This is a genomic window from Paenibacillus sp. FW126-R14, assembly GCF_058789495.1.
On record NZ_JBYTBS010000022.1, the window covers coordinates 1 to 25,628 of the forward strand.

Consider the following 25,628-nt stretch of genomic DNA (forward strand, 5'->3'; position numbering starts at 1 on the left):
ATATGAATATTCTTCCTTTTTATGTTATCGATAATCTTGAGCAACTAAAAATGTTAAGTGACCCGTTACGTTTAAAACTTTTATATTACTTGATTGAGGAACCTCGAACCGGTCAACAATTAGCAAAAAAACTGAATATGGAACGTTCCAATATTCATTACCATATCAAAGAGATGGAAAGACAGAGTCTAATAACCTTTGTCCACACTGAATATAAACAAGGCGTTGAGCAAAAGTTTTATCGCGCTATCGCACGTGCTTTCCTCCCAAGTGAACAACTTCTTCCTTATGTTTCAAAAGGAGATAACTATTTTCGTGAAACAATACTACATGATATCAATCATGCAAAACTCAAGGCATTAGCTGCACCAGAGAAGTCATTTGAGTTTTACTCGTCAGATCCAATACAATGTCCTTTAAATTTAATAGAAGTTGAATTCAAAATAAGTAAAAAAAGTTTTTCTTCTTGGTTGAATAAAATCAATTCCTTATTGTTAGAGCTCCTTCAAAATCAAGAAGAAAACGGAGAAGTGTTTTATTTAACTACAGTAGCATTTAGAATTAATGAAACATCATTTGAATCAGACCTGAAGAAATTATGAAGATTAGTACTCGTAAGATTTATTTATCGGTCTTCATCATACATTCTATCTTTCGACAACAAAGTAAAAACCAAACTATATCTTTCTTTTTTCTTAATTTTTCCAACAGCATGATAAGATTGTTTGCCAAATGCCATTCCCACAGCAGTATTATGAAGAGGTGGTATTACTTTCACAAGATCTTTTGGATTTTCTGAACGAAATATTCCTAACATCCCCCCGTCTTCTTCTTTCCAATTTTCATTCAAATAAATTAAAAATCGATGTGTAAAAAAATTAGTATTTTGTCGTTGGTTTAAACTGTAATAGTCACTATGAATACTAGTTCCCTGATCTTCACAATACTTTATTGCAGATAAATAAAAATTATCTTCAAACGGAGTATGGAATATATTTTCGATTTGCTCTTTAAATAAAAGGATATTTTGTGGTGAGAACAACACTGATAGTTCACTGGGATAAGCATTCTTAAAGATAGAAAAAGAATTCGATCTATTAATCAGTCCATTCGCTGGCTTGAATAAGTCGGTCTCTTTTAACCAATTTAAAATACTTAGTGATAATAGCTTATCCAAAACTTCCCCTACAGTAATATGTTTGAAAGGATCTTTATAATATTGGACCTCTTTGAACTGATCACTTGTAATATTCATTCTTATAAAACCTCCGAATTTGCTTTAGCCTAATATGGTAGGGACTAATAAACCGGACTCATGAAACCATAATAAATAAGGAATGATAGAATTATCATTCCTCATTTTTATTTTTCTGCATTTTATTCGTTTGTTTCAGCATCAATTTCGATAATGATAAAGTTTTTGCTATCACTATTACGTTCTTCTTCAGTAAGGTTAAATTCTACTAATTCAAAATTCATACATATCACCCCTTCCCAATACAAAAGGTAAATTGAGTAAATTAATGTAATTAATTCCTACAAAAATAATATATCATGCTTTAATTATAGTTTAAATAACTATTTTGGTTTTATTTGGGTATTATCTAATGTCATTATCGAAAATAGAATAATAAATACATTTTGAGCAAGGCTCCAGTCCAAGAGCAGTTCGTAGCTCTCCTCGATAACGTTAACGCGATTACCGCCCTCTTGTTTCCAACGAGCGATGCAGTTTGGCCGCCGCTGGCCACAGTTGTAGAACCGTTCCCTAACTCTGCGTCCAAATACGCAACAAAAAGGCCGCTATTTAGCGACCTTTACCGTTTCATGCTGCATTTCGTACTCCATGTCTTTTTTAATCTTATCTGGCATCTTATCCGGCTTGCTGCCAAACCACTTCGTATACATTGCTTCATAGGTTCCATCTTTGGAGACCGCTTCAAGACCTTTATTCACTTTGCCGATGTACTTATTGCGCTTTTTGCCGACGACGGCGTATCTCTCTTTGTTAAATGATTCTCCAACCATCTTCACTTGTCCTTGCGCTTTTTCTTTCAGAAAATCATGCGCGTTGCGCTCATCGAAGATAGCAGCATCCACGGTATTATTTTTGAGCTCAGTGAAAACGTCGGCTATGTTGGAATAGCTCCGAACTTTAGCCCCTTGAATTTCACCGGCGTAATTAAAGGCTGTCGAGCCGTTCTTGGTTGCCACCACTTTTTGGGTTAAATCATCTTTTCCTTTGATGACTCCGTTGTCGGTCGAGGTGAGAATCACTAACCCTGTTTGAAAATAAGGACTGGAATAGTCGAAGTTGTTCTTGCGGGCGTTGCTGACCGTCATGCCGGCGATCGCCAGATCGACCCCACCGGATTTAACGCTTTTGATCAATTCCCCATGTTCCATTGGAACGAGTTCATACGGAATGTCCGCCTTTTTCGCAACCGCTTGCCACAAATCGACCTCGAAGCCTTTTTTCTCTCCGTTTTCCATGTACGTGAACGGTCGGAAGTTTTGCTCGATGCCGACTTTAACCGTTTCCTTTTTCCCGCATCCTGAGACAGCCATAACCAGCAGGACAGCCAACATAGCGGCGCTCCATTTGCTCCGATTTCTAACCCACATTGCTTGTATACCCTCCTTCTCGTAACAACGGTATTGTTTGTTAATCGATGGAAGGTTATGCAGCTGCAGCAGGGATTTTCTCCCTTTAGTCAGTGCATATATTGGGGATATATGGAGAAAATACACACCGAGGTGGCGATATGAAGATTCTTCAAAAATTACTTGTGCTGTTCACTGTCAAAAAAGGGACCGAAATCAACGAAACTCATGTAGACATACACGAATTGCCATCGCTGGAGCATGCCATCGCATCGTTTAAGGATTGTATGGATTTCATGCATCAAACTTTTCCGAAAAGCCATGTCGATGTTGTGTACCTTCCCACAATAGTTGGAAATACGGAACTTTTCCGAGCTATTATCCATCCATTTACTCATATAACCGAAGAAGCAGCAGCCGAAATATTGCAAGATGCCCCCTACCAACCCGTTCATGATAGCAAAACATGCATCAAGGGGATCTTAGACGGCCATGCAGCTATCTTCTTCAATCAACATACTTATTTGGTTGATATTTCTGAATCAATCGGTCGTACCATTGAACAGTCGGAGACTGAATCCGTGATCATTGGACCCCATGATGGTTTTGTCGAAGACATTTCCCAAAATCTTGGCTTACTTCGAAAAAAAATCAAAAGTGCCAATTTAAAAACAATGAAGCTTCAAGTGGGCGAAGTGACCAAGTCCGATGTCATTATCGCGTATATGGAGGGCATTGCCAATCAAGAACTCGTTCACATGCTCGTAAATCGAATTCAAAATATTGAAATTGATATGGTTTTAGAAGGAAATATGTTGGTTCAACTGATCGAAGAAAATCCAAACTCGATTTTCCCGCAATTCATGACCACAGAACGCCCCGATGCCATCGTATCCAAAATCGTTGGGGGCCGCATTGTAGGATTTGTCGATGGCAGCCCTTCCGCTTTTTGCTGTCCGACCTCTTTTTTTGATTTCTTTTCTTCACCTGATGATTACTATAGCCGATGGCTCTTAGGGACAGCGATCAGACTTCTTCGCATTGCTGGATTTGTTCTCACGCTTGGTTTAACTTCTTTCTATGTTTCGGCTACGACCTTTCACTATGAAATGATTCCTCATACGATGCTCTATAACTTAACGGAGTCGAGAAGCAAAGTGCCGTTTCCTCCATTACTAGAAGCATTGATTATGGAAACGACAATCGAATTGCTGCGGGAAGCGGGCGCCAGGCTGCCCACGAAAATCGGGCAAACGATTGGCATCGTTGGCGGTATCGTAATTGGACAAGCAGCGGTTCAAGCCGGTTTTACAAGTAATATCCTCGTCATTACCGTGGCTACTTCCGCCATCGCCTCATTTGTTGTGCCAAGCTATATTATGAGCGCATCCATTCGACTCATTCGTTTTGGATTCATCATCTTAGCGGGATTATTGGGGAATTTAGGACTCGTCATTGGCATCGGATTTATGGTTATCCATCTTGCCGGAATTACAAATATGGGTACTTCCTATTTAACTCCTGTTGCTCCTTTTAATATGAGTGATATCTTGGATACTTTCATTCGAGGACCGTTCTGGTCGTTGACAAAACGTCCCAGCATTTCAAAAACTAAAAATATGATCCGAAATAAAATGCGAAAATGACGGTGGTTTCTGTGAAAGAAAAATTAAATGCTTTCCATATTGCACTTCTAATCTGCATGACTGAAATCGATATCACGATTTTCGATCTCCCCCGTGTCGTCGCCGAAAACTTGGGGACAAATGGCTGGGTAGGCCTTCTTATTTTGTCTTGTGCAGCCACATTCAACATTTTTCTTTACTGGATCGTTTATAAGGTGGGAAATGGAAGGTCCGCTTTTCAAATCTTGGAGAGCTCTCTTCCTAAGATGCTGCTGTACCCCTTCTATGTGTTAATTGCCCTCGTCTGGATCGGGCTCGCTTCCTTCATTGGGAAGAACTTCATTTTTATTTTTCAATTGCTGTATTTTCAATCCATGAACCCAATGATCATTTTTTTCGTGTATTGCATCATGGTTTATTGCTTACTTAGCAAGAACTTGTACAACATTAGCAAGGCTAGTACGTTATTCTTCTTTTTAACCATTTGGATTGTCGGATTGATCTTTTTTTATTTTGACGAATGGAAAATGATTCGTTTTACAACCTCGTTTTTTCAGGGAACAACCAATCCGCCTTCCTTTCACAGTTGGGTGGAAGTGTTTAAGGTTTTCGCTGGTTACGAAATATGCTTGTTTTTCTTTCCTTTTACGAATAAAGATAGCAAGTTGTTTAAAGGGGTATTCGCCGGCCATTGGCTCGCAACGATCATTCAACTCATCATCATTTGGATTTCATCCGGCTTCTATAGTTTTCAGCAATTGCAAGCACTCCTATATCCGCTCATGAATATGTTCAGTTATATTGAACTTCCTTTTATTAACCGGATAGAAAGTATGATCTTCCCTTTTTTTCTCTATGTGAACCTGATCTCAACGGTTATGTTTTGTTTCGCTGCGCTCATGTCCCTAAAGCAACTATTCCCTCGCGCCAAGCCGAAATCGATCGAAATGGTTATCTCCATCATCGTGCTGCTTATCGGTTTTATTCCACAAATATTAAGAAAATCTCAAGAGCTGCTCAGCATTGCTTTTCATATTGAAATAGGCATAGCGTTTGCGATGCCCGTTCTATTAATCCTTGTCTTGGAATTTCAAAAATGGAAGGGAAGGAATGCGAAAAATGAAATATAAAAGGGGGCTCCTCCTTCTTTTTGTATGTCTTCTCGGCTGCTCGGATGAAAAAATTATTGAGAAAACGGGATTCGTCAGATCTATTGCCTACGATGTTGGCAGCAATAAAGACGATGACGATTTAATCAAACTCACGATTAGCATTCCAAAATCGAATGAAAAGGAAGCCCTTATTTACTCAACCAATGCCAAAACCTCCAGAGAGGCAAGAATGATATTCGACCGCCAAAACAATCGGAAGATTGTGAATGGCCAAGTACGGCAAGTGTTATTCGGCGATAAATTCGCAAAAAAAGGCATCTGGAAACACATCGATGCCCTTGTTCGGGATCCCTCTGTCGGAAATCGCCTTCATGTCCTTGTTGTCGAAGAGAGCGCCAACAAATTATTGTCAAGAACCTATCCCCAAGGCCAAACGGTAGGCGAGTATATTGACGATCTCATTCGTACGGAAGCGAATACCAACGATATTCCCTTCACAAACCTCTATTCCTTTGCCAGGGATTATTATGACGACGGCACGGATCCCGTATGCGCCATCATCAATGAAACGAAGGATAGCTTGATTATCGATGGAATTGCCTTATTCAGAAACGATCAGTATGTGGCCAAAATAAAACCGGAAGATAAAATGTTCTTCGCCCTGCTTCACGATAATTTAGGTTCAGGCAATATCTATATGGATTTGAGCGAGATTGACCAAAACCCAAATGAGCAAGCCGCACTGCTTTATATATCCAGTAAAAGAAAAATACATATTTTATCCTCACCCCATACTTTGCTTCAAGGCGGAAAATTAATGGTATCTATCGACATCAACATTATAGGTTCCTTGTTAGAATATTCAGGAGAGCTCAATATGAAAAATGATGCCGATCAGAAAGAACTCGAATCTAAGATGAGCGCTTTAATCGAAAAGAAAAGTTTAGAATTAATTGATATCATGAAAAAAAACAAAGTCGATCCCTTAGGCATCGGGCAATACGTCAGAAACATCATCCCTTATTCCGAGTGGTTAAAACTTCCACAGCGAAGCATCCTTTCTGATGCTGACTATACCATTCACGCGAAAGTGAAAATTAAAGATTTTGGAAGATTGCTGCAATAACATTTGCCCATAAACACGAAACTACCGGTAGGTTGGTGCGATAACGCCTCTATGGGTGTCCGCTTTTCTCAGCTCTATGCCGTCAAATAGATCGATTCGCTCGTTGCCTTTGACAGCTACTTGCCACTCTTGCCCTTCATAGGCGACGGTCCCTTCTACGGTGCGTACACTCATTCCGATGAGCGATTTCAGCTTGCCTTGACGGTCCGTTACAGCTCTTAACCCGCTCGGAAACCGAAGGCTGGCTATCCCATCCCGATAAACGACGGATTCTTCAATTGTATTCATAAGCTCAAATGAAACCCCGTCTACTATGCGGCTGTAAGCCGTAGCATCGGCAATTTCCTCTCCGTGATCGACGGGATAAGGCAGAAGGCCTGTAAACCACAGTTCATCATCCGGTTTAGGCATAATCCCGCACAAACGTTCGACATAATCGAGCATGCACAAGATCGCCGGCGAGTAAGTCTGCGTAAAGCCCTCTTCCCCGGTCCATGGGCTTAACGTTTGAGCGAAGCGTGTCATTTGATGAAATGCCGCCATAATCGGATAAAGCACATAGGTTAATTCTACAAACCGGCCATGATGTTCAAAAGCATGCGGAGAGCGGATTAAGCTGAGAAAGTTAGACGGACCCGCCCAGCTGTTATAGCTGGAAGAAGGATCGAATCTCGGATCATCCATCGCCAGCGAGGTGAACGGATACTTCGCAAAGAATTTGCGCGTATTGAGCAAATACTTGTTCAGCGCTTGGTCAAAGAAAGCTTGATCGCCAACTTCACAAGCTAACACGCGCAGAAGGACATCCGACTGCACGCGAACCAGCTCATCATTTTTATCCCGGTCATAGAAAAATTGATCCGCCTCGTCGAAGCAGTATTGGAATAAGCTGTTCAAGCTAATTTCCGCTTTGTCGAGCCATGGCTGGCCGCTCTCCCCTAGCTCCTCCGCTATCTTAGCTAAATACAGCCTCTGGCAGTACACATTTGCCGTCAGATCCGGCGCAATGAATGGCAGAATCGGAGAGTCCGGATTATAAGTTCTCGCATCGTTCCTATGCGGCGTATCGGGCACATGCCAGAAACGCGGAGACAAGTCATGCCCGGTATCAAACGTGCAGAACGCTTCAACCGCATTCGAACCACGGGTATTGCGGTACGTTTGCAGCCATGCGTCATAGCGCGCCATTGCCGCATACAATTTGCGTAAAAAGGCTTTATCCCGCCCATTCAGTTGATAATGATTCCAGACGCTCCGCGCAAGTGGGGTCACCAATTGAATTTGCCTGTACGATGGGCCGGCTGCGGTCAATTTATAGGGCATTAACCCGTCCTCGCGCTGATAATCGGCAAATTGCTCATACGTCGCTTGTGATACCGTCGGAATAAAACGTGAAAGCAGCTCCGCATTGATCGTTCCCGTGCTTTCCAGCCAACAGCCTAAATAGATGCCGCCTTCCTGCAAAATGGGTTTGTCGCCGCCGGTTGGCACTACACAATCCAGCAGTTTACGGAGCGCTTCGTAGTAAACCCGCTCAATTTTATCGGATGAAGCTGCGAATTTCACGCCATGATCCATCCATTCTGCGAGAACCGGACCATCGGACGCTTTTTTTAGTTCGCCGATCCTCTCCTCTATTCGAATAGCTCTCAGTTTCTCCAGCAGTTCATGACTCATAGGAAGGCCTCTTTTCTTTGATTGGATTCTCCGCGATGCGACCCGGCTGATGAGAAAAAGACTGCCAGTGGCAGTCTCTTCTCCCGGCTAAGCGGTTTTCCTTATTTGTTATTGTTGAAAATTTTCACGGCGCCGGTGTAGAAATCAGCCACGCCTTTCTTCACATCTTTCTTGCCAAAACCGATTTCCTGCACGGTCGTTTCAATCAATTTCGTATACTCCGTGAAGCCCGGAGGGTTATAACTGATCGCAAACGGCTCTTTATTCGTCGCTTCCGATACACGGCTGGTGTAATCATAGATCACTTGATCAACCGGATTCGCATCCTTTTTCAGTAGATCGCGCATTTTGGATGTCACCGGAACGCCACGGTCATTGCCCAAAATCTTAGCTGCATCCGGATCGTTAATCCAGTAGTTCATCAGCATGGCTACTTCCTTTGGATGCTTCGTTTTCGCATAGCCGGACAGCCCTTGGCTGGATTCAAATACGACACCGGTTCCTTTCGGTCCGCGAGGCAGCTGCACCAGCTCCAGCTTATCTTGGATCAAGTTCTGGTGAGCGCCAAGCTGATTGGAAGCCAGCAAGCTCATCGCGACTTTACCGGTAACAACGAGGGATTTGCTCGTATCTGACGGTGGGTTCGATACCTGCAGGGCCGGTGTGACAACGCCGCCGGCTTTGGACATCGTATCCCATAACCCGAACCATTCCTCGGCATCCTTCTGCTCAAATCCAAGCTTCGCGTTATCCATGTCATAGAGCATTTTGCCACGCTGCTTCAAGTAAATATCCATGCCGTCGACGGTGAAATTGTACGTGCCAAAATAATCCTTGCCCAGCTTATCGGAAATTTCTTTGGAGATTCTTCCGTAATCCTCCCAAGTCCAGCCATCCTTCGGAACGGCGATTCCGGCTTTTTTGAACAGCTCCGTATTCACCACGATCCCGCGTGCATTGGCGCCGGCAGAGACATGAAGCAGCTTGCCTTTGAATGTGCCGTATTGGATCATCGATTTATCCATATCGCTTAGGTTAAGCTCTTTGCCCACATAAGGGTCCATCTCCAGGAGAACGTTTTTATTGGCATAATCCACAACGTTGCCGCCCAGGAAGAACGCATCAGGCGCTGTACCGGAGGCCAGCTGCGTGTTGAGCTTATCGAAATAACCGGAGCTTGGCGCGAACTCGCCGACGATTTTAATATTCGGATTTTTCTCTTCGAACTTGCGAAGCGCTTCATTCGTGCGATCCGCCCGCTTTTGGTCGCCCCACCACATCAGTCTTAGTTCAACCGGTTCCGCCTTCGCTGCCGGGGTTGCTGAACTTGCCGTAGTCGCGCCAGGTGTGCTAGGTGCGTTGGTGCTTCCACTGCTGCCTGTCCCCGTACCTGTGGAACAAGCTGTTGTAACCGCCATCAACATTGCCATCGTTGTCATGACCAAACGTTTTTTCATAGGTATTTTCCCCCTGCTTATAGTGTGATGATTGCCAACAACATGATCGTAAAGCATTTTCAAAATACTTAGAATGTCATTTTTTCGGGTGTTGACTCCTCATTTTTTCGGGTTATTTCAAACCCGTCGTTGCAATGCCATCCAGAAAATATTTCTGGAAAGACAAGAAAATCGTCATGATCGGTACAAGTGAAAGCACGGACATCGCCAGCAGAGCGCCCCAATCCGACTCCCCGGAAGGATCGAATAAGGATCGGATACCGAGCTGCACCGTAAACAATTTGATGTTGTTCAAATAAATCATTTGCGAGAAAAAGTCGTCCCATGTCCATATGAACGTGAAGATAGCGGTTGTAATTAACGCAGGTACGAGCAGCGGCATAATGATGCGAAAATAAATCTGAGCCTGTCCGCAGCCGTCGATGGTTGCACTTTCATCCAATTCCTTCGGAATTCCCCGAATGAACTGCACCATGAGCAGAATGAAGAAGGAATCATGCGCCAGCCATTTAGGTACGATGAGCGGTAAATACGTGTTAATCCACTCAAATTTATTATAAATGATGTACTGAGGAACCAAAGTAACATGGTAAGGCAGCATGATGGTCACCAGCATAAGGCTGAACCACAGCTTTTTGAATTTAAAATCGAGCCGGGCAAAGGCATACGCAGCGAAAGAGCACGTTATGATGTTTCCCAGGACGGAAAGCACCGAAATTTGCGCGGAATTCAGGAAAAATCGCCCGAACGTGGTGCCCTGAAGCCCTTTCCATCCGTTTGCATAATTCTCGAACGTGATCTTTGACGGCCAAAGACTCGTATCGGAGAAAATCAGTTGATTCGGTTTAAAAGATGAGCTGAGCAGCCATAAGACGGGATACAGCATCAGCAAGCCAAAGGCGATAATCAATAAATGCTTCAGCAGTTTCGTAAAGTTCCTCTCTACAGTCATTGGATCATCCCCTTTCATCCTTGCCGTCGCCATAAAATACCCAATACTTCGAAGTCAGGAACACTAAGGCCGTCAATACGCCAATCACAACTAGCATGATCCAGGCAAGCGCTGAGGCATAGCCCATATCGAAGAAAGAGAACCCTTTCAGGTACAAGTACAACGTATAAAACAAGGTCGAGTTAACCGGTCCTCCGCGTCCGTCCCCGATCACATAGCCGGGAGTAAACACTTGGAACGAGTTAATGATGCTCATCACCAAGTTGAAGAATATAACAGGCGACAAAAGCGGCAGCGTAATTTGAAAAAACTGTCTGACCTTTCCTGCCCCGTCCACCTGTGAAGCTTCATACAGATCGGCAGGCACCTGCTTCAATCCGGCCAGAAAGATGACCATCGCAGATCCGAACTGCCAAACCGACAATGTGATAATCGTGTACAAAATCGTATCCGGGTGCGCCACCCAAGCGGGCCCTTCAATGCCAAACCAACTTAAGAATTGGTTGAACAATCCGTCGCCGTCGAATATTTTGCGCCAAACGATCGCAATCGCAACGCTTCCCCCTAACAAGGAAGGGATGTAATAAACGGTCCGGTAGACGCCGAGCGCCCGGATTCCCTTATTCAGCGCCAATGCCACCAGTAAGGCGAAGATCAGCCGCAAAGGCACGGACAATAAGGCATATTGGAACGTTAGCCCCATGGAGTGCAAGAAGGACTCATCTTCCTTAAAAATTTGCACATAGTTGTCCAGTCCTAGCCATCGGGGGGAATTCAACAAATTAAATTTCGTGAATGATAAATACAACGATCCCAGCATTGGCCCTAGCGTTAGACAGAAAAAACCGACTAACCAGGGCAGTAAAAATAAATAGGCGGTGCGATTTTGCCGCGAAAGGGCGGTTTTACGTAGAGATGACATGAGCGCCCTCCTCCTTCATGATCGTTTCGAGTGATTTTGCATCACCAATAGGATCATCATAAGGATTAACGGCGCTCCTTTGAATGCTATTTTTTTGGCACTTGAGTATTAATTTTTTCAGGTACTTTGAGACGAAGCCGGTAATCGGATGGCGATAGGCCATACATGCGTTTGAATTTAGAACTAAAATAACTCGCATTGGAGAAGCCTGTCAATTCCGCGATATCCCACAGACTAAGCATCGTTTCATCCAGCAGATGCACAGCTTTCGCCATTCTCACATCCGTGATGTATTGAATGAATGTCTTGCCTGCTTTTGCTTTAAACATCTCGGAAAAATAAGAAGAATTATAATTAAAACGTTCGGCTAACATCGTTAAATTAAGATCGTACATATAATTATCTTGAATGAATTGCTCCGCAGCCTGAATCATCGAATGTTCGGCGTCGAACCGATCCTTTTCCGGGCCGAGAATGATTTTACCCGCCAGTTTATTCAGGAAATGCTGCGCTTTGGCTGCTGTATCGAATCCCCATACTTGCTCGGGACGAATCCACAGCTGCTCTTCGCTTTCCAGAGCAATGCCGGCCGTAAAGGCCATCGCATCCAGCATCAGGTAAAGCTGAAAAATAAGTTTCACAAACCGGGCTGGAGAAGCGGCGAATGCCGTATTCAGCTCTTTGGAAACCGCTTGCTCGAAAGAAGCCAGATCCCCGCGTGAAACATATCGCTGCAGCACTTTCACGGTCTCTTCCGAGAGATCGGCTTCCATCACCGATTGCTGCTGAATCGCTTTGGAAGCTTGGTTGCCCGTTAAATTCCAAGCCAAGAGTGCGGACAAATAGCCATCCTTCCACTGTCTGAGGCCAATGACCGGCTGACCCTTGACGATCGCCGGCTCGAATCCCAAATGGTGGGTTACGGCCAGGCGAAGGTTTTGCGCAAATGCTTCCAGCTCCAGTTCCTCGGCGACGGTAACGAAATGCATTAACCCCAAATAATTCGCATCGCGAAATACATGGAACAAACCGTTCGTCGCCTCTGCGGCTTCTCTGCAGAACATCTCGAAGGGAAGCCTCATTTTGTCAGGCGAACGATCACTATGACTCTCGCCTTGCAAACGCTCCATAGACCCTGCGGTGATGAAGCGCACCTTGCGATTTTCCCATGTATCGAGCTGAAACCATTTTGCTCTTTCGCGCATCATGGACTCCCGTTCCACTTCTTCTTTGACAAGACGAACGATGAAATGCTCTTTGATTTCCTTGTAATATTGGGAGAGCCGCCACTGCATCATCGCGTGTTGATCGCGTTCCGTTCGCAGCTCATCCAATTCTTGCACGATTTTGCTCAGCGCTTCGACCATTTCGTCTTGTGTAACCGGCTTCAACAAATAGTCCTTTGCCTGATTGCGGATCGCCGCTTTGGCATATTGAAAATCCTCATACCCCGTAATAACTATCAAACGCAAAGTCGGATAAAGCTCATTACATGCTTCCAAAAAGGAAATGCCATTCATGACAGGCATGTTCATATCCGTAATGACAATATCCACCGGGTGCTGTGCCAGCCAATCCATGGCTTCCGCCCCATTCCCCGCCTCACCCGCAAGGGACAAGCCCAAACGCTCCCAATCGACCTTGAGCTTTAAACCAAGCCGAATTTCAGGTTCGTCATCGACAATAAGCACGTTATACATCCATTGTTCCCCCTTGTATTGGCAATACTAGCGAGATGCTTGCCCCTTCCAATTCTCCCGAAGCGATTTCAAATTCGAACAAATTCCCGTAATAAAGCTGGCACCTCGCCAGAACATTGCGCAAACCGATCTGCTCCGACCTCGTTTTCAAAATATGCTCGAAATGAGAAGTCAGCGATTCGGCGCGCAGCTCCTGCGATAATTCCTTCGTAATCCCGGAGCCGTTATCGGCAACGGTGAGAATTAACCTCATCGCTTCTCTTCGTACCCGGATGATCACTTTCGCCTCCGCTTGTTCCTTGAAGCTGTATTTCACCGCATTTTCAATCAAAGGCTGTAAAATAAATTTAGGAATCATGCAATGATGCAATTTCTCTTCTTCCTCCAACGAGAGTTGAAGTCTGTCTGCGAAACGGATTTGCAGGATGGACGTATAATGGCGGACATATTTCAGCTCTTCTCCCAGCGGAATCAAATCATTGCTTATTTTTAAAGAGAACCGCATCATTTTGCCTAGGGATTCTATGACTTTAACTGTATCCTGCGTGCGCTGCTGCATCGCCAAACTGCTTAACAGTTCTAACGTATTAAATAAAAAATGCGGATTGATCTGCATCAATAAAGCTTTATATTCCGCCTGCTGCCTCAACAGCTTCAATTCAAACTCCGTTTTGATATGATACCTTAGCTGACTCACCATGTTCCGGAACGTCGTTGTGACATAACTGACCTCATTGTGTACCTTTTCCACGGCAGGTATCCGGTTCTCCGCCCCGGCGAAATCGCCCATCTGCACATAACGCATCCCGGAGGCCAGCCGTGAGAGCGGTTTCGAAATACCGTGCGAAAGCCAAATGGCAGCAGCTATAGCGCCTATCAACAGCAAGGAACCGAAGATCAGCATGCTTGTACGCAGCTTGTACAGCTTGCCGTACAGATCCAGCTCAGGCACAATGCCAACCAACAACCAGTTGTTATATTTCAGCTTTTTGTACACCAAAATATCTTTAGCGCCATTCTCATTTTCCAAATAAATGACACCGTTCTGCAGATGGCTATTGCGGATTGTTTCCATTTGCTCGGCAGCTTCGGGATGCGAAGCATACTCCCGCTGTCCCAGCACCGATTCTCCACTCCCGTCCACGAGGAAAATCGTACCTTTTTCGCCTAGATGAATGCGATTTAAAGGCTCCAGGAAAAATTCCGATCTGACGTTAATTTTCAGCATATTTTTAGACTGGGACGGCTCGAAAGTCCCGATCGGCAGCAATAAACTGAGAACGTCAAAAGGCCTCAACCGCCTGACTTCTAAGGCATCTTGATGTGCGGACACCCACTGAACGCTTTTTGTTTTAAATTGTTCGTACCACTGTTCATTCTTGAAGGAAGAATCGTTCACGATCTGATTATCCGTGGAAATCCACATTCCCTCCTGCCGATACACGGTGACCGACGACACAATCGAGTAATTATTCGTGGTCTGCGTCAAAAATTGGCTCAAATTAATATTCGCCAACATTTTCTCGCCTTCCGGCGAAGCAGGATCTGACAAGGTGCTATCCCAGTTTTTCGTCATGGAGTTGTTAAAGACAATCGAGGAAACATCGTAAATTTGCATCAGCGCCATATTGACAAATGACCCGTACTCGTCCATCTTTTCGTATGCCGAAGATTCGATATAGGAGCGAATGATAGAACGAGACTCCGTGAAAAAAAGATAGGACATCGTCCCGAATGAGACGAACAGCAAGACGACGAAAAACACGATCAACCGGTTCTTGAGCGAGTAGAACATGCAAAGCCCCCTCTGACTGGAAATCATAGCTAGCTTAATTACATTCATATAACGCTCTGAAGCCGTATTTTGTCAACTAGTAAAATTATTTATAGCTGCCTCCGCAATAAAAAAATGCCGCATCGTTTGCGGCATTCGTACTTAGGCTGCTTTGGTCATTCATCGCTCGCTTCAAACTGCCCGTTCAGTTGGTTTGCGTAAGCACGTATCAAATCATAGTCAAGCTCAAACTCCGATTCCGTCTTTTGCACAGCATCATCTTGCGTGTCCAACTCGCTAATTTCGTCATTTTGCATGCTGCCAACCCCTTACCGTTGTTACGATTAGGATTACCTTTCTCCGCATACTTATCCATACAGCAGACGATACACCACGAATGGTTGGGTACATGTCGTTTAATCCTCTGCGTAAATCATTTTAACGGTCATCCCGCCATCGATCGTCAGATTTTGACCTGTAATGAAACCCGCCTTATCGCTGGCTAAATAAAGACAAGCCGCAGCAATGTCAGCAGGTCTGCCTACTCGTCCGACCGGATGTTGGTTTCTATCTGTATCGGAGTGCGCCAAGCTTTCCCCTTGTTGCGAATAATGCCAATCTCTAACCTCAATCCAGCCTGGAGAAATCGCATTCACACGAATTCCATAGCCGCCGAGGCTAATAGCCATCGCATGCGTTAGTGCGGAGATTCCACCTTTGGAAGCAGAATAAGCCTATGTATTGGGTTCCGACATGTATGCGCGTGTAGACGAGATATTGATAATTGCTCCTCCTCTACCCTTCTCCTTCATTAAGCGCGCCGCTGCTTGCGAGCAGAGAAAGGCCCCGCCTAAATTAACGGCGATGACTCTTTGGAACTGTTCGCTCGTGAGATCCAGGACATCCATGTTATGGGCAATTCCTGCATTATTCACGATGACATCAACTCCGCCTAGTTCGGTATCCGTCCTGCGTATCCATTCCCGCACCTCCTCTTCCATGGACACATCGACCTTCGTGAACAGGGCATCCTCCGTATAAGGACGCAAAAGCTTAATCGTCTCCAAACCGGCGTCTTCGTGAATATCCGCAATTGAAATGCCGTATCCCTCTTGGGCAAAAGCAATCGCAACGGCACGACCAATGCCTTGGCCTCCGCCGGTTATTGCTGCTACTTTTCGCATATCAAACACCTCATTTTCCATTTTCATCATTTTACCACACACACTCCTTGGAAACATATGAACCGAACCGGAAGAAAGATTGGTGTGAGAAGGAAGTTGGACTAGCGGTATGGAATTAATTTCTTTGAAAATCAAATCATTCATTTGGAGTGCTGCTCATTTATGACAACCTATCCAACCGACTTTCAAACATTTACAGCCCGGGACGGGGCGAAGCTGCCTTTCCGATACTTTGAAGGTCCCTCTGATACCGTGCTCATTTTTTTGCATGGGATAACGGAACCAAGCCTCTACCTTCGCGAATTTGGAAAGTATATTTCCGAGCAAAACCTGGCTACGGTCTATTTACCGGATTTGCGCGGTTACGGAGACTCTCCCCTTCGCCGAGGCGACATCGATTATGTCGGGCAGCTCGACGATGACTTGGAGGACTTATTCCGTTTCGTCCAATCCCGTCACCCTGATGCAGCCATTCTGTTCGGCGGACATTCCGCAGGAGGCGCAACGGCACTACGGCAAACGATTCGCCCGATTCATGCGGATGTTCACGCTTATTTGCTCATTTCTCCCGCGCTTAGTCCTAATTCTCCGCTTAACCGCAAAGACGGCAACAACAATGAATCCACAGTCAGCATTCCCAAATATGCGTTATTGATGGGCCTTAACGCGCTTGGCATCCAGTGGTTTAACGATACCGTCGTATATCGGCGACTCACGCCTCCGGAGAAGCTTCACGGCACTGAATCGTGCAACCTAAGCTACCGCCTGGCCAAGTCGCGCATGGTGGACAATGAATTCGAGAAATATTTACAGCGCTTGAACCCGTCTACGTTCGTATTTGTCGGCGAAGAAGATGAAGTCTTCGATGCCCACGCCTATGAGCCGCTGTATAGCAAACATAGCTCCGCCCAGGTGCGCGTCCTAGCCGGTCACAACCACGATAGAATCGTAAAGTCAAACGAAGCCTTTGCTATTGTAGCCGAGTGGATGAGGTCTGTGCGGGGGGAAAAGCTGTAAAGAGTAAGTTCTACCAATGAGCCATTTCCACCTTGTCCGATAACTTCTCTCAAGTTAACCTTTTGCAAGTTGTTTTCATTCTAATTTATGAAAACTTGAAACACTCGTTAAGCTCCTGCTATTCGAGTTAAACTCCTTGTGTTATGATGGAAGTAATTTACAAGTTTCATTCGGCTGTGAAGCACACGCCGCTTTTCTAGATCCAGCATAGTCTGCTGAATCTAGGGAAGCGGCTTATTTTATTCAATTGGAGGATACCAACGTGAATGAGCAACTAAGCATTGTACTAGAGAATTTTCTTACACACCATCTTGAGCAAAGGAAAGGAGAGCGATATAGAAGACTCAAAGAGGGTCATGGTCATGCCGAGCGTTTATTTCTTGAACAGGTTTGGTGGCCTGCCTTCGGCGGCTTCACAGATTTGCACCCTGAATATGAGGTTAAAGACTTCCGTGACGGGACACGTTTTCTTGACTTTGCTTTTTTGAAGCCATCGCTAAAGCTTGCCATCGAAATTGACGGATACGGCACTCATGCGTCCAAGATCAGCCGGAGACAGTTCTCCGACCAATGGATTCGCCAAAACCATCTCATCATCGATGGCTGGAAAATTCTCCGTTTCTCTTATGACGATGTCAAAGACCGCCCGCGCATGTGTGAACAAATTATGCAGCAATTCATGGGACGCTTTCTTGGCCGCGATGTAGAGCCTCATGTTAGGCTGAGTTACATGGAGAAGGAGGTTATTCGATTAGCACTTACAATTGGAAGACCTGTAAAACCTAGTGATGTAAGCACGTCTCTTCATTTCGGTTCACGTAAAGCTCGCCAAACGTTGAAAGCGATGGTCGCAAAATCACTGCTTAAACCCGCCGGAAGTGGTAAAAGATGCATTCGAAGTTACACTCTGCATGAGAGCGCATATGCAATCTGGGAAAAAAATAACCAATAGATTGCATTGGGAAACGGCCTTGTGGGACGTCTCAGTGTACAGTCTCTCCGTGTTACCTACGGAGACGGCCTTTTAGGCTTTCTCGAGCGGCGGAAGCGCATTTTCGCGTGATAATTTCAGCTGAGACGGCCTTTTCGGACCTCTCACTGCACATTCTCTCCGTATTCCCTACGGAGACGGCCTTTTTGCACCTCTCAGCCACCATATGCACTCCAACAATCAGGCCGCCCCCCTAAAAATAAAAAAATGACTTGATATTCCCCCCAGGAAATCAAGTCATTTTCGTTCCCAACTCTTTAGTTATACGTTATTTTCAATCCTAATTCCGCTGCACGGTTTAGTGCTGCTTCAGAGAATTTGGGCTTCTTATACTTCTTTTCAAATTCTTCCTTATCAAGCGGTATCCATTTGAAATCTTTGTTGAGGTAAATCCATGTTTTGCTTCCCCAGTCGACGTGGACGGTTCGGTTCGTTACTTTTTTAACGACCCCAATTTCAACGATAAATCCGGTTTTACCGAATAATTTAGCACAGTATTTGTTAAGCATTTCGCTCACAATGACACCCCATTTCTCTTCACCTTCGATCTATTCTCTTATAAAACACAGGTGATTGCAACCATGTCAGGTCTCGCACTATACAAAAAAGACACCAATCAAGGTGTCTATCTTGCTTAATCACTGAACCAACGTTCGAAGAACCCGTAGGATTTCGCCTGCAACCTGCATCGAGCCAGCCTCATCCGTATACTCATCACCGAAAGATGAACGAAACAGCTGATCGATCTTGTTGCTAAATGCCTGTATCTCCAGATCCTGCTGCAGGTGTTTCGTCAAATAAATCGTTAGCGTTCGCGTCTCGCCTTCGTATTCGTCATCCGGACAGCCTAGCGCCAGCAGCTTGACAGGGTCCCACGCATCGATATGATGCTTGACGATCTCCATGATCGGCGTTGGATCATACGGGAGTGCATTCAAATACGCAGTTTCTTTGATGATTTCCTTTTTGATACTCCAAAGCATATAGTTCATTTTCGTTTGCTCGGATACAGCTCTAAACTTCAATGGAAAAGCCTCCTTTATTGGACGCTTTCTTGATTCTCTGTCGTTATTTTGGTAGACTCTGTCATCCATTTGGCAGATCGCTCAATTATCGCCCCATTGAAGTTTAGCATTTTCCCTGTCCCTTGAGCAATACATGCCATCGGTTGTTCAGCTAAAAACACAGGAACGCCTAATTCTTGTTGAAGACGCTTGTCCAGCCCATCGAGCAAGGAGCCTCCACCGCATAGCAAAATTCCCTGCTCCATGACATCGCCGGCCAGCTCCGGAGGACATTTCTCCATCGCCAGTCGAATGCACTCCACAATCGAAATCATAAAATCATCTAATATTTCATAGATTTCTGCGGAAGAAATGGAAAGGCTTCGCGGCAATCCTTCCATCAGATCACGACCCCGAATGTTCATCGTGATTTCCTTCACAGGCTTCACGACAGTTGCCACAGTCTTCTTAATATCCTCTGCCGTTCTTTCGCCAATAACCATATTGTATGTACGTTTCACATAGTCAATAATGTCTTGATCGATCGACATGCCGCCACGCCGGATGGCTTCGCAGACAACAATGCCGCCAAGCGAAATAATAGCGACTTGACTCGTTCCGCCACCGATATCAAGCACCATGCTGCCTATCGGCTCTGCCACAGGAAGACCGGCGCCCATTGCTGCCGCTAAAGGTTCTTCCACCGTAGTTGACCGCCTTGCTCCTTTATGTACGATCATTTCCTCCACAGCCCGCTTCTGCACATTCGTGATCCCGCATGGAACCGAAATCAATACATGAAAGCTGCGGAAAAAATTGTAGCCTTTTTTTATTTTGCCAATAAAATATTTAAGCATCGCTAAGGTCATATCAAAATTAGCAATAACTCCATCCTTTAACGGATAGATGACCTCCACATTTGCAGGCGTTCTCCCAATCATATCATAGGCTTCTTGACCGATAGCTTTGATTTCCCCTGTATCCGTTTGAATGGCGACAACAGATGGCTCTTGCAGCACGATACCTTTTTTTTGCTGATAGATCAGCGTATTGCAGGTGCCCAAGTCCACACCGAACAGTTCTTCCAATCTCTTTAACATGACTCGCTCCTTCTCGCTGTTTATTAGACGATGCCCCTAGTAGCGTGTTTATTTAAAATGATTATGACTAACTGCATCTGTATACTTGTTCGCATGGCAAGGCCGTTCTGCGGGGGTAAACTCAAAAAAACCGTTTAATCGATTGACCCCGGCACGTATGTTTTCCCTTATTTATGCTCAATTAATCCTATGCCATTCCCTACAGGATCCACTAAATAAGCAAGGTAAAAATGATCAAACTCCATCTTGTTTCTTACAAGCTGAGCACCGGATTCCACGGATTTGCGTATCGCTTCCTCGATGTTCTCAACCTCAATTTGAATCCGAATACCGTGCGGATAGTCGCCTGGTCCCTTAGAAATACCGCCATTAATGCCTGGCTTGTCCGCATCCCCTGTCGTAACCGGAGAATAGCCCCAATTGGATGCCCCGATTTCCCAGCCGAATACGGTAGCATAAAAATTTGCTGCACGTTCAGGATCTTGACTATTCATCTCAAATAAGACAACTCGTCCCATGCCATTAGCTCTCCTTAAATTGGAATTTATATCCACATTATACCAAACGTTTGTTCTCATGTAAACCACCTAACAAATAAAAGGGAACCAAGTCCATGATCGACCAGTTCCCCCTTAATTCCTTTAGCTTGAATAAGTATAAAATCCCCGCCCCGATTTGCGTCCTAATCGACCGGCTTTCACATACTTGCGCAGCAGCGGACACGGCCGGTACTTCGAGTCTTTAAATCCCTCATAAAGAATTTCCATGATCGAAAGACACGTATCCAATCCGATAAAATCCGCTAACTCCAGCGGTCCCATCGGATGGTTCATGCCGAGCTTCATCACTTTATCAACCGATTCCACAGAGGCCACGCCTTCGTACACGGTAAAAATGGCTTCGTTAATCATCGGCATCAAGATCCGATTGGACACGAAACCCGGAAAATCATTGACTTCGACCGGTATTTTCCCCAAACGCTCACTCAGTCCGCGCACAACCTCAAAAACTTCCTGGGACGTCTCCAACCCCCGGATCACTTCTATCAACGGCATAACTGGCACCGGGTTCATAAAATGCATCCCGATAATTTGCGCCGGCCTCCCCGTCACGGCGGCAATTTCCGATATCGGCAGCGAAGACGTATTCGTCGCTAGTATCGTATGGGGCGGGCAGATTCCGTCCAGCCTGTGAAACAGCAGTGCTTTGAGCGCCATATTTTCGGAAATGGCTTCAATAACGAAATCCGCCTGTTCCGCCAGCTCTATGAACTCAGTTGGTTGTATGCGCCCCAGAATCTCCCTCATACCTTCTTGCGTTAGCTTGCCTTTCTCAACACTCCGGCTTAGCTGTTTGTCGATCCCCAGCATGCCTCTATTCAGAAATTCCGGGGAAGAATCGTGCAGCAGCACTTGCAAGCCCGATGCTGCAGCGACCTGCGCGATCCCGCTCCCCATTTGCCCTGCGCCAACGACCATGATGGTCTGTATGTCCATAGACTCGCTCCCCTCGCCCTTATTCACCCATCCACCCGAATGAGAATGGCGTCGCCCTGCGCAGCCCCGCTGCAAATAGCGGCTATGCCATAACCGCCACCGATCCTGCGCAGCTCATGAATTAACGCAAGCAGAATCCGGGCACCGCTTGCGCCGATAGGATGTCCTAATGCGATGGCACCCCCTCCGACGTTAACGAGCTCCGAATTCCAACCGAGCAATTTTCCGCTGGTCAACAAGACTGCGGCGAACGCTTCATTCACCTCAAACCTGCTGATTTGCTCCAGCTTCAAACCGGTTTGACGCAAAAGCTTTTGAATCGCCAAAGCAGGCGTAACCGCAATATACGGCGCTCTTTCCCCGACGCTCGCATGCCCTACAATCGCAGCAAGCGGGCTTATGTTCTGAGCCAGCGCTTTCTCCTTGGACATGACAACCATAGCCGCCGCACCATCGTTAACGCTTGGCGCATTGCCGGCTGTAATCGTTCCGCCCTTTACCAGCGCCGGCAAGGCGGCAAGCTTTTCCAAGTTTGTATCGGCTCGCGGACCTTCGTCTTGATCCACTCGCACAATGCCGGATTTGGTTTGCACCTCAATCGGCACAATTTCCTCCGCCAAATATCCTTTATGCCTCGCCTCAACTGCCAAAGAATGACTGCGCAGCGCCCATTCATCCTGCCCATGGCGGCTTATGCCGAACTCTTCGGCAACGCTATTGCCATGAAAGAACATCTCCACATGTTCGAAAGGGCACAGCAGACCGTCATGAATCATCAAGTCAAAGGCCGTCTGATTCCCCATGCGCGCTCCCCAACGGGTGCTTGGCAGTAAAAAGGGGGCGCTGCTCATGCTCTCCATCCCCCCGGCCACAATCGCCTCTGCACCGCCGGAGCGGATGATGTGATCGGCAAGCGTCACACTGCGAAGTCCCGATGCGCACACTTTATTAACCGTTTCCGCTGACACGCTCCAATCAAGACCCGCCAACCGAGCGGCTTGACGCGCGGGATTTTGCCCTGCTCCTCCTTGCAGCACCATGCCCATGATGACTTCTTCCACCATCGACGGCTCTAGCGTAGAACGCCGAATTGCCTCCCGAATGGCGCTCCCGCCTAGTACGACAGCAGGAACATCCTTCAATCCGCCTCCGAATTTCCCAAACGGTGTGCGGGCTCCTCCGACAATAACGCTTTCTCTCATAAGTCACTCCTCCAAAGGGCAGAAGCTTCAGTAGATCGATGAATCTTGATTATATTTCTCCAGATTCTGTTTCACCCGCTGCAGAAATCGCCCGCAAATCCTGCCATCCAAGATCCGATGATCGAATGAAAGGCAGACGTTCGCCATCGACCTGATCGCAATCATCTCTTGAACCACGACGGGCTTCTTTACTATTTTCTCAAAAGTGAGCACAGCAGCTTGCGGGGGCTGAATAAGCGGATAAGAGAGCATAGACCCGAAAGCGCCCGTATTCTTGAACGTAAAATGGCCTCCTTGCGTCTCCGGCAGCTGTATTTCGCCGTTCCTCACCCGTACGGAAAGTTCATACAGCTCAATCGCCAAGCCCGCAATTGACTTGCGATCCACATGGCGAATAACGGGTGCGTTGACTGAATCGCCGGAACCGGTCGCGATGGAGATATGCATATGTTTATGAACAGCAATGCCTGCCGGGGTCCACGATGCATTCAGCAGCGGAAACTCTTTCAATGCGTTCACGATCCCTTTCAGCACGAAGGAGGAGAGCGCAAGCGGCACGCCTTCCGCCAATAAGAATGCGTCCTTCACCCTATGCCGCAAGGCGACTAGGTTGCTGACATCCACCTCCGTCATCAGCCACGCATGGGGAATATCGGAGACATTTTGCGCCATATGAATCCTCCTCTATATTTCCGCTAATTGGCGCATCGCTTCTTTTACCGTGTCTACATTCGGCAAATAATACTTCTCTAACGTCGGCGCCATGCCGACAGGGGGAATATCCGGAGGGCAGCATCGCATAATGGGAGCATCCAGCTCATACAGCAGGTGTTCGGCCAGCATAGCCGAAATTTCCGCCCCGATGCCTCCTGTCTTATTATCTTCGTGGACGATTAAGATTTTACCGGTTTTTGCCGCCGCCTCCAAAATCGCCGGTTGATCGAGCGGATGCAGCGTTCGCAAATCAAGCAGATGCGTACTGATCCCTTCCAACTCCAGTTCAGCCGCTGCTTTCAGGGCATGGTGAACGGATAACCCGTAAGCGATGACCGTAATATCCGTACCTTCGCGCCGTGTAACCGCCTTGCCGATCGGTACGAGATAATCTTCCGCAGGAACTTCGTCCGAAACAGAGAGATAACATTTCTTATGCTCAAAAAAGAGCACAGGATCATCGTCCCTAACCGCTGCTTTCAATAATCCCTTCGCGTCATACGCCGTAGACGGCGCAACAATTTTCAGCCCCGGCGTGCCAAAGAACACCGATTCCGGGCACTGCGAATGATACAATCCTCCGCCGCCCGTTGCGCCGTAAGGGGCGCGAATGACGATTGGGCAATGCCAGTCATTATTGGAGCGATAGCGGATTTTTGCAGCTTCGCTAATAATCTGATTAGTCGCCGGGAAAATGAAATCGGCAAATTGGATCTCCGCAATCGGCCTCATGCCGACCATGGCCGCTCCAATTGCGACCCCTACGATGGCGGACTCGGAAAGCGGCGTATCGAGCACCCGCAGCTCGCCGAACTTGTCGCGCATGCCCTTCGTCGCGTTCAGCACGCCTCCTTTTCCAATATCCTCGCCAAGCACAAAAACGCAGTCATCCCGCTCCATTTCCTCGGCCATCGCCGATCGAATTGCTTCCAAATAGGTGAGGATCGGCATCTCACACGTCACCCCCATCGTTCCCGTACACATGCCGCAGCACGTCCTCCGGTGCCGGATACGGCGATTTTTCAGCATATTTCGTAGCTTCATTCACTTCTTTCGCAATATTCTCTTGCAGTGCGCGATCCAACTCGTCGCTCAGCACATCGCACTCCATTAAATAACGCCGAAAGCGCCCGACACCGTCCTGTTCTTTATGGTAATCTACCTCTTCCTTCGTCCTGTACAGCATATCGTCATCAGCCGTGGAATGAGGCGGGATTCGATACATCATGGCTTCAATTAACGAAGGTCCGTATCCGCGGACGGCCCGCTCTCTGGCTTCTTTGACCGCCCGATACACCTCCAGCGCATCATTGCCGTCTACACGTTGACCCGGAAAGCCGTACCCTGCGGCGCGATCAACGACACGTCCGGCTACCTGCCGGTGAGCAGGAATGGAAATGGCATACTGATTATTTTCGCACAGGAAAATGACGGGCAGCTTGAACACCCCGGCGAAATTGAAGGCCTCATGCACATCGCCTTGATTGCTCGAGCCTTCGCCAAAGGTGACGAACGCGACATGCTCCTCCTTTCTCATCAACGCGGTGAGCGCAATGCCTACAGCATGGAGCACCTGCGTAGCCACGGGACTTGAGCCGGATACGATATGGAGCTTTTTATAGCCGAAATGCCCCGGCATTTGCCTGCCTCCATTAATATCTTCCGCTTTGAACAAGGCTGCCAGCAGCAGTTCCTGAACCGTCATGCCAATCGTTAGAACAAAGGCGTAATCCCTGTAATAAGGAAGGAAGTAGTCCTGCTGTTTATCCAACGCAAACGCCGCCGCCACTTGAGCCGCTTCTTGGCCGATACTGGAGATGTGAAAAGCGGTCTTGCCTGACCTTTGCAGCAGGGTTGCGCGTTCATCGAATTTTCTCGCTTTCAGCATGTAGGTATACATCTTCAGCACGTCATCGTCCGATAAACCCAGCTGGTGATGCTTGAGATTGTGCTGAGAAGACATAGCCATTC

Annotated in this window: 24 protein-coding genes and 1 pseudogene; 6 read left to right on the top strand and 19 right to left on the bottom strand. The window is 46.5% G+C overall.

Going from position 1 to position 25,628, the window contains the following annotated elements; genetic code table 11:
• Positions 1–602 (top strand): ArsR/SmtB family transcription factor (locus tag AC3WRW_RS15570; protein ID WP_492547216.1); only part of this gene is annotated, 602 nt, incomplete at its 5' end.
• A gap of 23 nt (positions 603–625) precedes the next feature.
• On the opposite strand, the gene AC3WRW_RS15575 is transcribed toward AC3WRW_RS15570, so the two are convergent.
• A complete protein-coding gene (locus AC3WRW_RS15575; RefSeq protein ID WP_492547217.1) occupies positions 626–1,255 on the bottom strand; it encodes a 2OG-Fe(II) oxygenase in 630 nt (209 codons plus the stop codon).
• Positions 1,256–1,803: 548 nt separating this feature from the next.
• A complete protein-coding gene (locus tag AC3WRW_RS15580) occupies positions 1,804–2,625 on the bottom strand; it encodes a transporter substrate-binding domain-containing protein (RefSeq protein WP_492547218.1) in 822 nt (273 codons plus the stop codon).
• 140 nt (positions 2,626–2,765) lie between these two features.
• Between AC3WRW_RS15580 and AC3WRW_RS15585 the strand changes: the two genes are divergently transcribed.
• Genes AC3WRW_RS15585 through AC3WRW_RS15595 form a run of 3 tightly spaced genes read left to right on the top strand, consistent with a single transcriptional unit; the run spans position 2,766 to position 6,467 of the window.
• Positions 2,766–4,250: a spore germination protein gene (locus tag AC3WRW_RS15585; RefSeq protein WP_492547219.1), complete on the top strand. Its 1,485-nt coding sequence runs from the start codon at positions 2,766–2,768 to the stop codon at positions 4,248–4,250.
• Positions 4,247–5,359, top strand: coding sequence for a GerAB/ArcD/ProY family transporter (locus AC3WRW_RS15590; RefSeq protein ID WP_492547220.1), 1,113 nt, complete (start codon positions 4,247–4,249; stop codon positions 5,357–5,359). The genes AC3WRW_RS15585 and AC3WRW_RS15590 overlap by 4 nt, the downstream gene beginning before the upstream one ends.
• The gene (locus AC3WRW_RS15595) at positions 5,349–6,467 is read left to right on the top strand and encodes a Ger(x)C family spore germination protein (protein ID WP_492547221.1); all 1,119 of its coding nucleotides are present in this window, start codon (positions 5,349–5,351) and stop codon (positions 6,465–6,467) included. Before AC3WRW_RS15590 ends, AC3WRW_RS15595 begins: the two co-directional genes overlap by 11 nt.
• A gap of 21 nt (positions 6,468–6,488) precedes the next feature.
• Here AC3WRW_RS15595 and AC3WRW_RS15600 read toward each other — a convergent pair whose 3' ends face one another.
• From AC3WRW_RS15600 to AC3WRW_RS15635, 8 genes and pseudogenes are all read right to left on the bottom strand, one after another.
• Positions 6,489–8,144 carry an MGH1-like glycoside hydrolase domain-containing protein gene (locus AC3WRW_RS15600; RefSeq protein WP_492547222.1) on the bottom strand — a complete coding sequence of 552 codons (1,656 nt, stop codon included), beginning with the start codon at positions 8,142–8,144 and terminating at the stop codon, positions 6,489–6,491.
• Positions 8,145–8,245: 101 nt separating this feature from the next.
• Positions 8,246–9,601, bottom strand: coding sequence for an ABC transporter substrate-binding protein (locus tag AC3WRW_RS15605; RefSeq protein ID WP_492547223.1), 1,356 nt, complete (start codon positions 9,599–9,601; stop codon positions 8,246–8,248).
• A gap of 112 nt (positions 9,602–9,713) precedes the next feature.
• Positions 9,714–10,553, bottom strand: coding sequence for a carbohydrate ABC transporter permease (locus AC3WRW_RS15610; protein ID WP_492547224.1), 840 nt, complete (start codon positions 10,551–10,553; stop codon positions 9,714–9,716).
• Between the two features lie 4 nt (positions 10,554–10,557).
• Complete coding sequence (locus AC3WRW_RS15615) at positions 10,558–11,475, bottom strand: carbohydrate ABC transporter permease (protein WP_492547225.1); 918 nt, start codon at positions 11,473–11,475, stop codon at positions 10,558–10,560.
• A gap of 86 nt (positions 11,476–11,561) precedes the next feature.
• Positions 11,562–13,175, bottom strand: coding sequence for a response regulator transcription factor (locus tag AC3WRW_RS15620; protein WP_492547226.1), 1,614 nt, complete (start codon positions 13,173–13,175; stop codon positions 11,562–11,564).
• The gene (locus AC3WRW_RS15625) at positions 13,168–14,970 is read right to left on the bottom strand and encodes a cache domain-containing sensor histidine kinase (protein WP_492547227.1); all 1,803 of its coding nucleotides are present in this window, start codon (positions 14,968–14,970) and stop codon (positions 13,168–13,170) included. Before AC3WRW_RS15625 ends, AC3WRW_RS15620 begins: the two co-directional genes overlap by 8 nt.
• Positions 14,971–15,125: 155 nt before the next feature.
• Positions 15,126–15,266 carry a hypothetical protein gene (locus AC3WRW_RS15630; protein WP_492547228.1) on the bottom strand — a complete coding sequence of 47 codons (141 nt, stop codon included), beginning with the start codon at positions 15,264–15,266 and terminating at the stop codon, positions 15,126–15,128.
• Positions 15,267–15,365: 99 nt separating this feature from the next.
• Positions 15,366–16,277 (bottom strand): annotated as a pseudogene (locus AC3WRW_RS15635) (SDR family NAD(P)-dependent oxidoreductase).
• A gap of 18 nt (positions 16,278–16,295) precedes the next feature.
• Between AC3WRW_RS15635 and AC3WRW_RS15640 the strand changes: the two are divergent.
• Together AC3WRW_RS15640 and AC3WRW_RS15645 are read left to right on the top strand one after the other, a co-directional pair.
• Positions 16,296–17,150 (top strand): alpha/beta hydrolase, encoded by an 855-nt coding sequence (locus AC3WRW_RS15640; RefSeq protein WP_492547229.1) that lies wholly within the window; start codon positions 16,296–16,298, stop codon positions 17,148–17,150.
• Positions 17,151–17,412: 262 nt separating this feature from the next.
• Positions 17,413–18,102 (top strand): endonuclease domain-containing protein, encoded by a 690-nt coding sequence (locus AC3WRW_RS15645; RefSeq protein WP_492547230.1) that lies wholly within the window; start codon positions 17,413–17,415, stop codon positions 18,100–18,102.
• 296 nt (positions 18,103–18,398) lie between these two features.
• Here the strand turns inward: AC3WRW_RS15645 and AC3WRW_RS15650 are convergent, their stop codons facing one another.
• From AC3WRW_RS15650 to AC3WRW_RS15690, 9 genes are all read right to left on the bottom strand, one after another.
• A complete protein-coding gene (locus AC3WRW_RS15650; RefSeq protein WP_492547231.1) occupies positions 18,399–18,659 on the bottom strand; it encodes a hypothetical protein in 261 nt (86 codons plus the stop codon).
• Positions 18,660–18,779: 120 nt separating this feature from the next.
• A complete protein-coding gene (locus AC3WRW_RS15655; protein ID WP_492547232.1) occupies positions 18,780–19,166 on the bottom strand; it encodes a hypothetical protein in 387 nt (128 codons plus the stop codon).
• A gap of 14 nt (positions 19,167–19,180) precedes the next feature.
• A complete protein-coding gene (locus AC3WRW_RS15660; RefSeq protein ID WP_492547233.1) occupies positions 19,181–20,245 on the bottom strand; it encodes a rod shape-determining protein in 1,065 nt (354 codons plus the stop codon).
• A 167-nt stretch (positions 20,246–20,412) separates the two neighbouring features.
• Entirely contained in the window at positions 20,413–20,763 is a 351-nt protein-coding gene (locus AC3WRW_RS15665) for a VOC family protein (protein WP_492547234.1), read from the bottom strand.
• A 123-nt stretch (positions 20,764–20,886) separates the two neighbouring features.
• On the bottom strand, positions 20,887–21,741 hold the full coding sequence (locus AC3WRW_RS15670; protein WP_492547235.1) for a 3-hydroxybutyryl-CoA dehydrogenase: 855 nt from the start codon (positions 21,739–21,741) through the stop codon (positions 20,887–20,889).
• A 23-nt stretch (positions 21,742–21,764) separates the two neighbouring features.
• Positions 21,765–22,943 (bottom strand): acetyl-CoA C-acetyltransferase, encoded by a 1,179-nt coding sequence (locus AC3WRW_RS15675; protein WP_492547236.1) that lies wholly within the window; start codon positions 22,941–22,943, stop codon positions 21,765–21,767.
• A 27-nt stretch (positions 22,944–22,970) separates the two neighbouring features.
• Positions 22,971–23,615 (bottom strand): 2-oxo acid dehydrogenase subunit E2, encoded by a 645-nt coding sequence (locus AC3WRW_RS15680; protein WP_492547237.1) that lies wholly within the window; start codon positions 23,613–23,615, stop codon positions 22,971–22,973.
• 12 nt (positions 23,616–23,627) lie between these two features.
• Positions 23,628–24,608 (bottom strand): alpha-ketoacid dehydrogenase subunit beta, encoded by a 981-nt coding sequence (locus AC3WRW_RS15685; protein ID WP_492547303.1) that lies wholly within the window; start codon positions 24,606–24,608, stop codon positions 23,628–23,630.
• A gap of 1 nt (position 24,609) precedes the next feature.
• Positions 24,610–25,620, bottom strand: a complete 1,011-nt coding sequence (locus AC3WRW_RS15690) for a thiamine pyrophosphate-dependent dehydrogenase E1 component subunit alpha (RefSeq protein ID WP_492547238.1) — start codon at positions 25,618–25,620, stop codon at positions 24,610–24,612.
• Positions 25,621–25,628 lie beyond the last annotated feature (8 nt).

Coding starts and splice junctions, on each gene's coding strand:
- AC3WRW_RS15575 (WP_492547217.1), bottom strand. CDS start 1,255: ATGAATATTACAAGTGATCAGTTCAAAGAGGTCCAATATTATAAAGAT.
- AC3WRW_RS15580 (WP_492547218.1), bottom strand. CDS start 2,625: ATGTGGGTTAGAAATCGGAGCAAATGGAGCGCCGCTATGTTGGCTGTC.
- AC3WRW_RS15585 (WP_492547219.1), top strand. CDS start 2,766: ATGAAGATTCTTCAAAAATTACTTGTGCTGTTCACTGTCAAAAAAGGG.
- AC3WRW_RS15590 (WP_492547220.1), top strand. CDS start 4,247: ATGACGGTGGTTTCTGTGAAAGAAAAATTAAATGCTTTCCATATTGCA.
- AC3WRW_RS15595 (WP_492547221.1), top strand. CDS start 5,349: ATGAAATATAAAAGGGGGCTCCTCCTTCTTTTTGTATGTCTTCTCGGC.
- AC3WRW_RS15600 (WP_492547222.1), bottom strand. CDS start 8,144: ATGAGTCATGAACTGCTGGAGAAACTGAGAGCTATTCGAATAGAGGAG.
- AC3WRW_RS15605 (WP_492547223.1), bottom strand. CDS start 9,601: ATGAAAAAACGTTTGGTCATGACAACGATGGCAATGTTGATGGCGGTT.
- AC3WRW_RS15610 (WP_492547224.1), bottom strand. CDS start 10,553: ATGACTGTAGAGAGGAACTTTACGAAACTGCTGAAGCATTTATTGATT.
- AC3WRW_RS15615 (WP_492547225.1), bottom strand. CDS start 11,475: ATGTCATCTCTACGTAAAACCGCCCTTTCGCGGCAAAATCGCACCGCC.
- AC3WRW_RS15620 (WP_492547226.1), bottom strand. CDS start 13,175: ATGTATAACGTGCTTATTGTCGATGACGAACCTGAAATTCGGCTTGGT.
- AC3WRW_RS15625 (WP_492547227.1), bottom strand. CDS start 14,970: ATGTTCTACTCGCTCAAGAACCGGTTGATCGTGTTTTTCGTCGTCTTG.
- AC3WRW_RS15630 (WP_492547228.1), bottom strand. CDS start 15,266: ATGCAAAATGACGAAATTAGCGAGTTGGACACGCAAGATGATGCTGTG.
- AC3WRW_RS15640 (WP_492547229.1), top strand. CDS start 16,296: ATGACAACCTATCCAACCGACTTTCAAACATTTACAGCCCGGGACGGG.
- AC3WRW_RS15660 (WP_492547233.1), bottom strand. CDS start 20,245: ATGTTAAAGAGATTGGAAGAACTGTTCGGTGTGGACTTGGGCACCTGC.
- AC3WRW_RS15665 (WP_492547234.1), bottom strand. CDS start 20,763: ATGGGACGAGTTGTCTTATTTGAGATGAATAGTCAAGATCCTGAACGT.
- AC3WRW_RS15670 (WP_492547235.1), bottom strand. CDS start 21,741: ATGGACATACAGACCATCATGGTCGTTGGCGCAGGGCAAATGGGGAGC.
- AC3WRW_RS15675 (WP_492547236.1), bottom strand. CDS start 22,943: ATGAGAGAAAGCGTTATTGTCGGAGGAGCCCGCACACCGTTTGGGAAA.
- AC3WRW_RS15680 (WP_492547237.1), bottom strand. CDS start 23,615: ATGGCGCAAAATGTCTCCGATATTCCCCATGCGTGGCTGATGACGGAG.
- AC3WRW_RS15685 (WP_492547303.1), bottom strand. CDS start 24,608: ATGCCGATCCTCACCTATTTGGAAGCAATTCGATCGGCGATGGCCGAG.
- AC3WRW_RS15690 (WP_492547238.1), bottom strand. CDS start 25,620: ATGTCTTCTCAGCACAATCTCAAGCATCACCAGCTGGGTTTATCGGAC.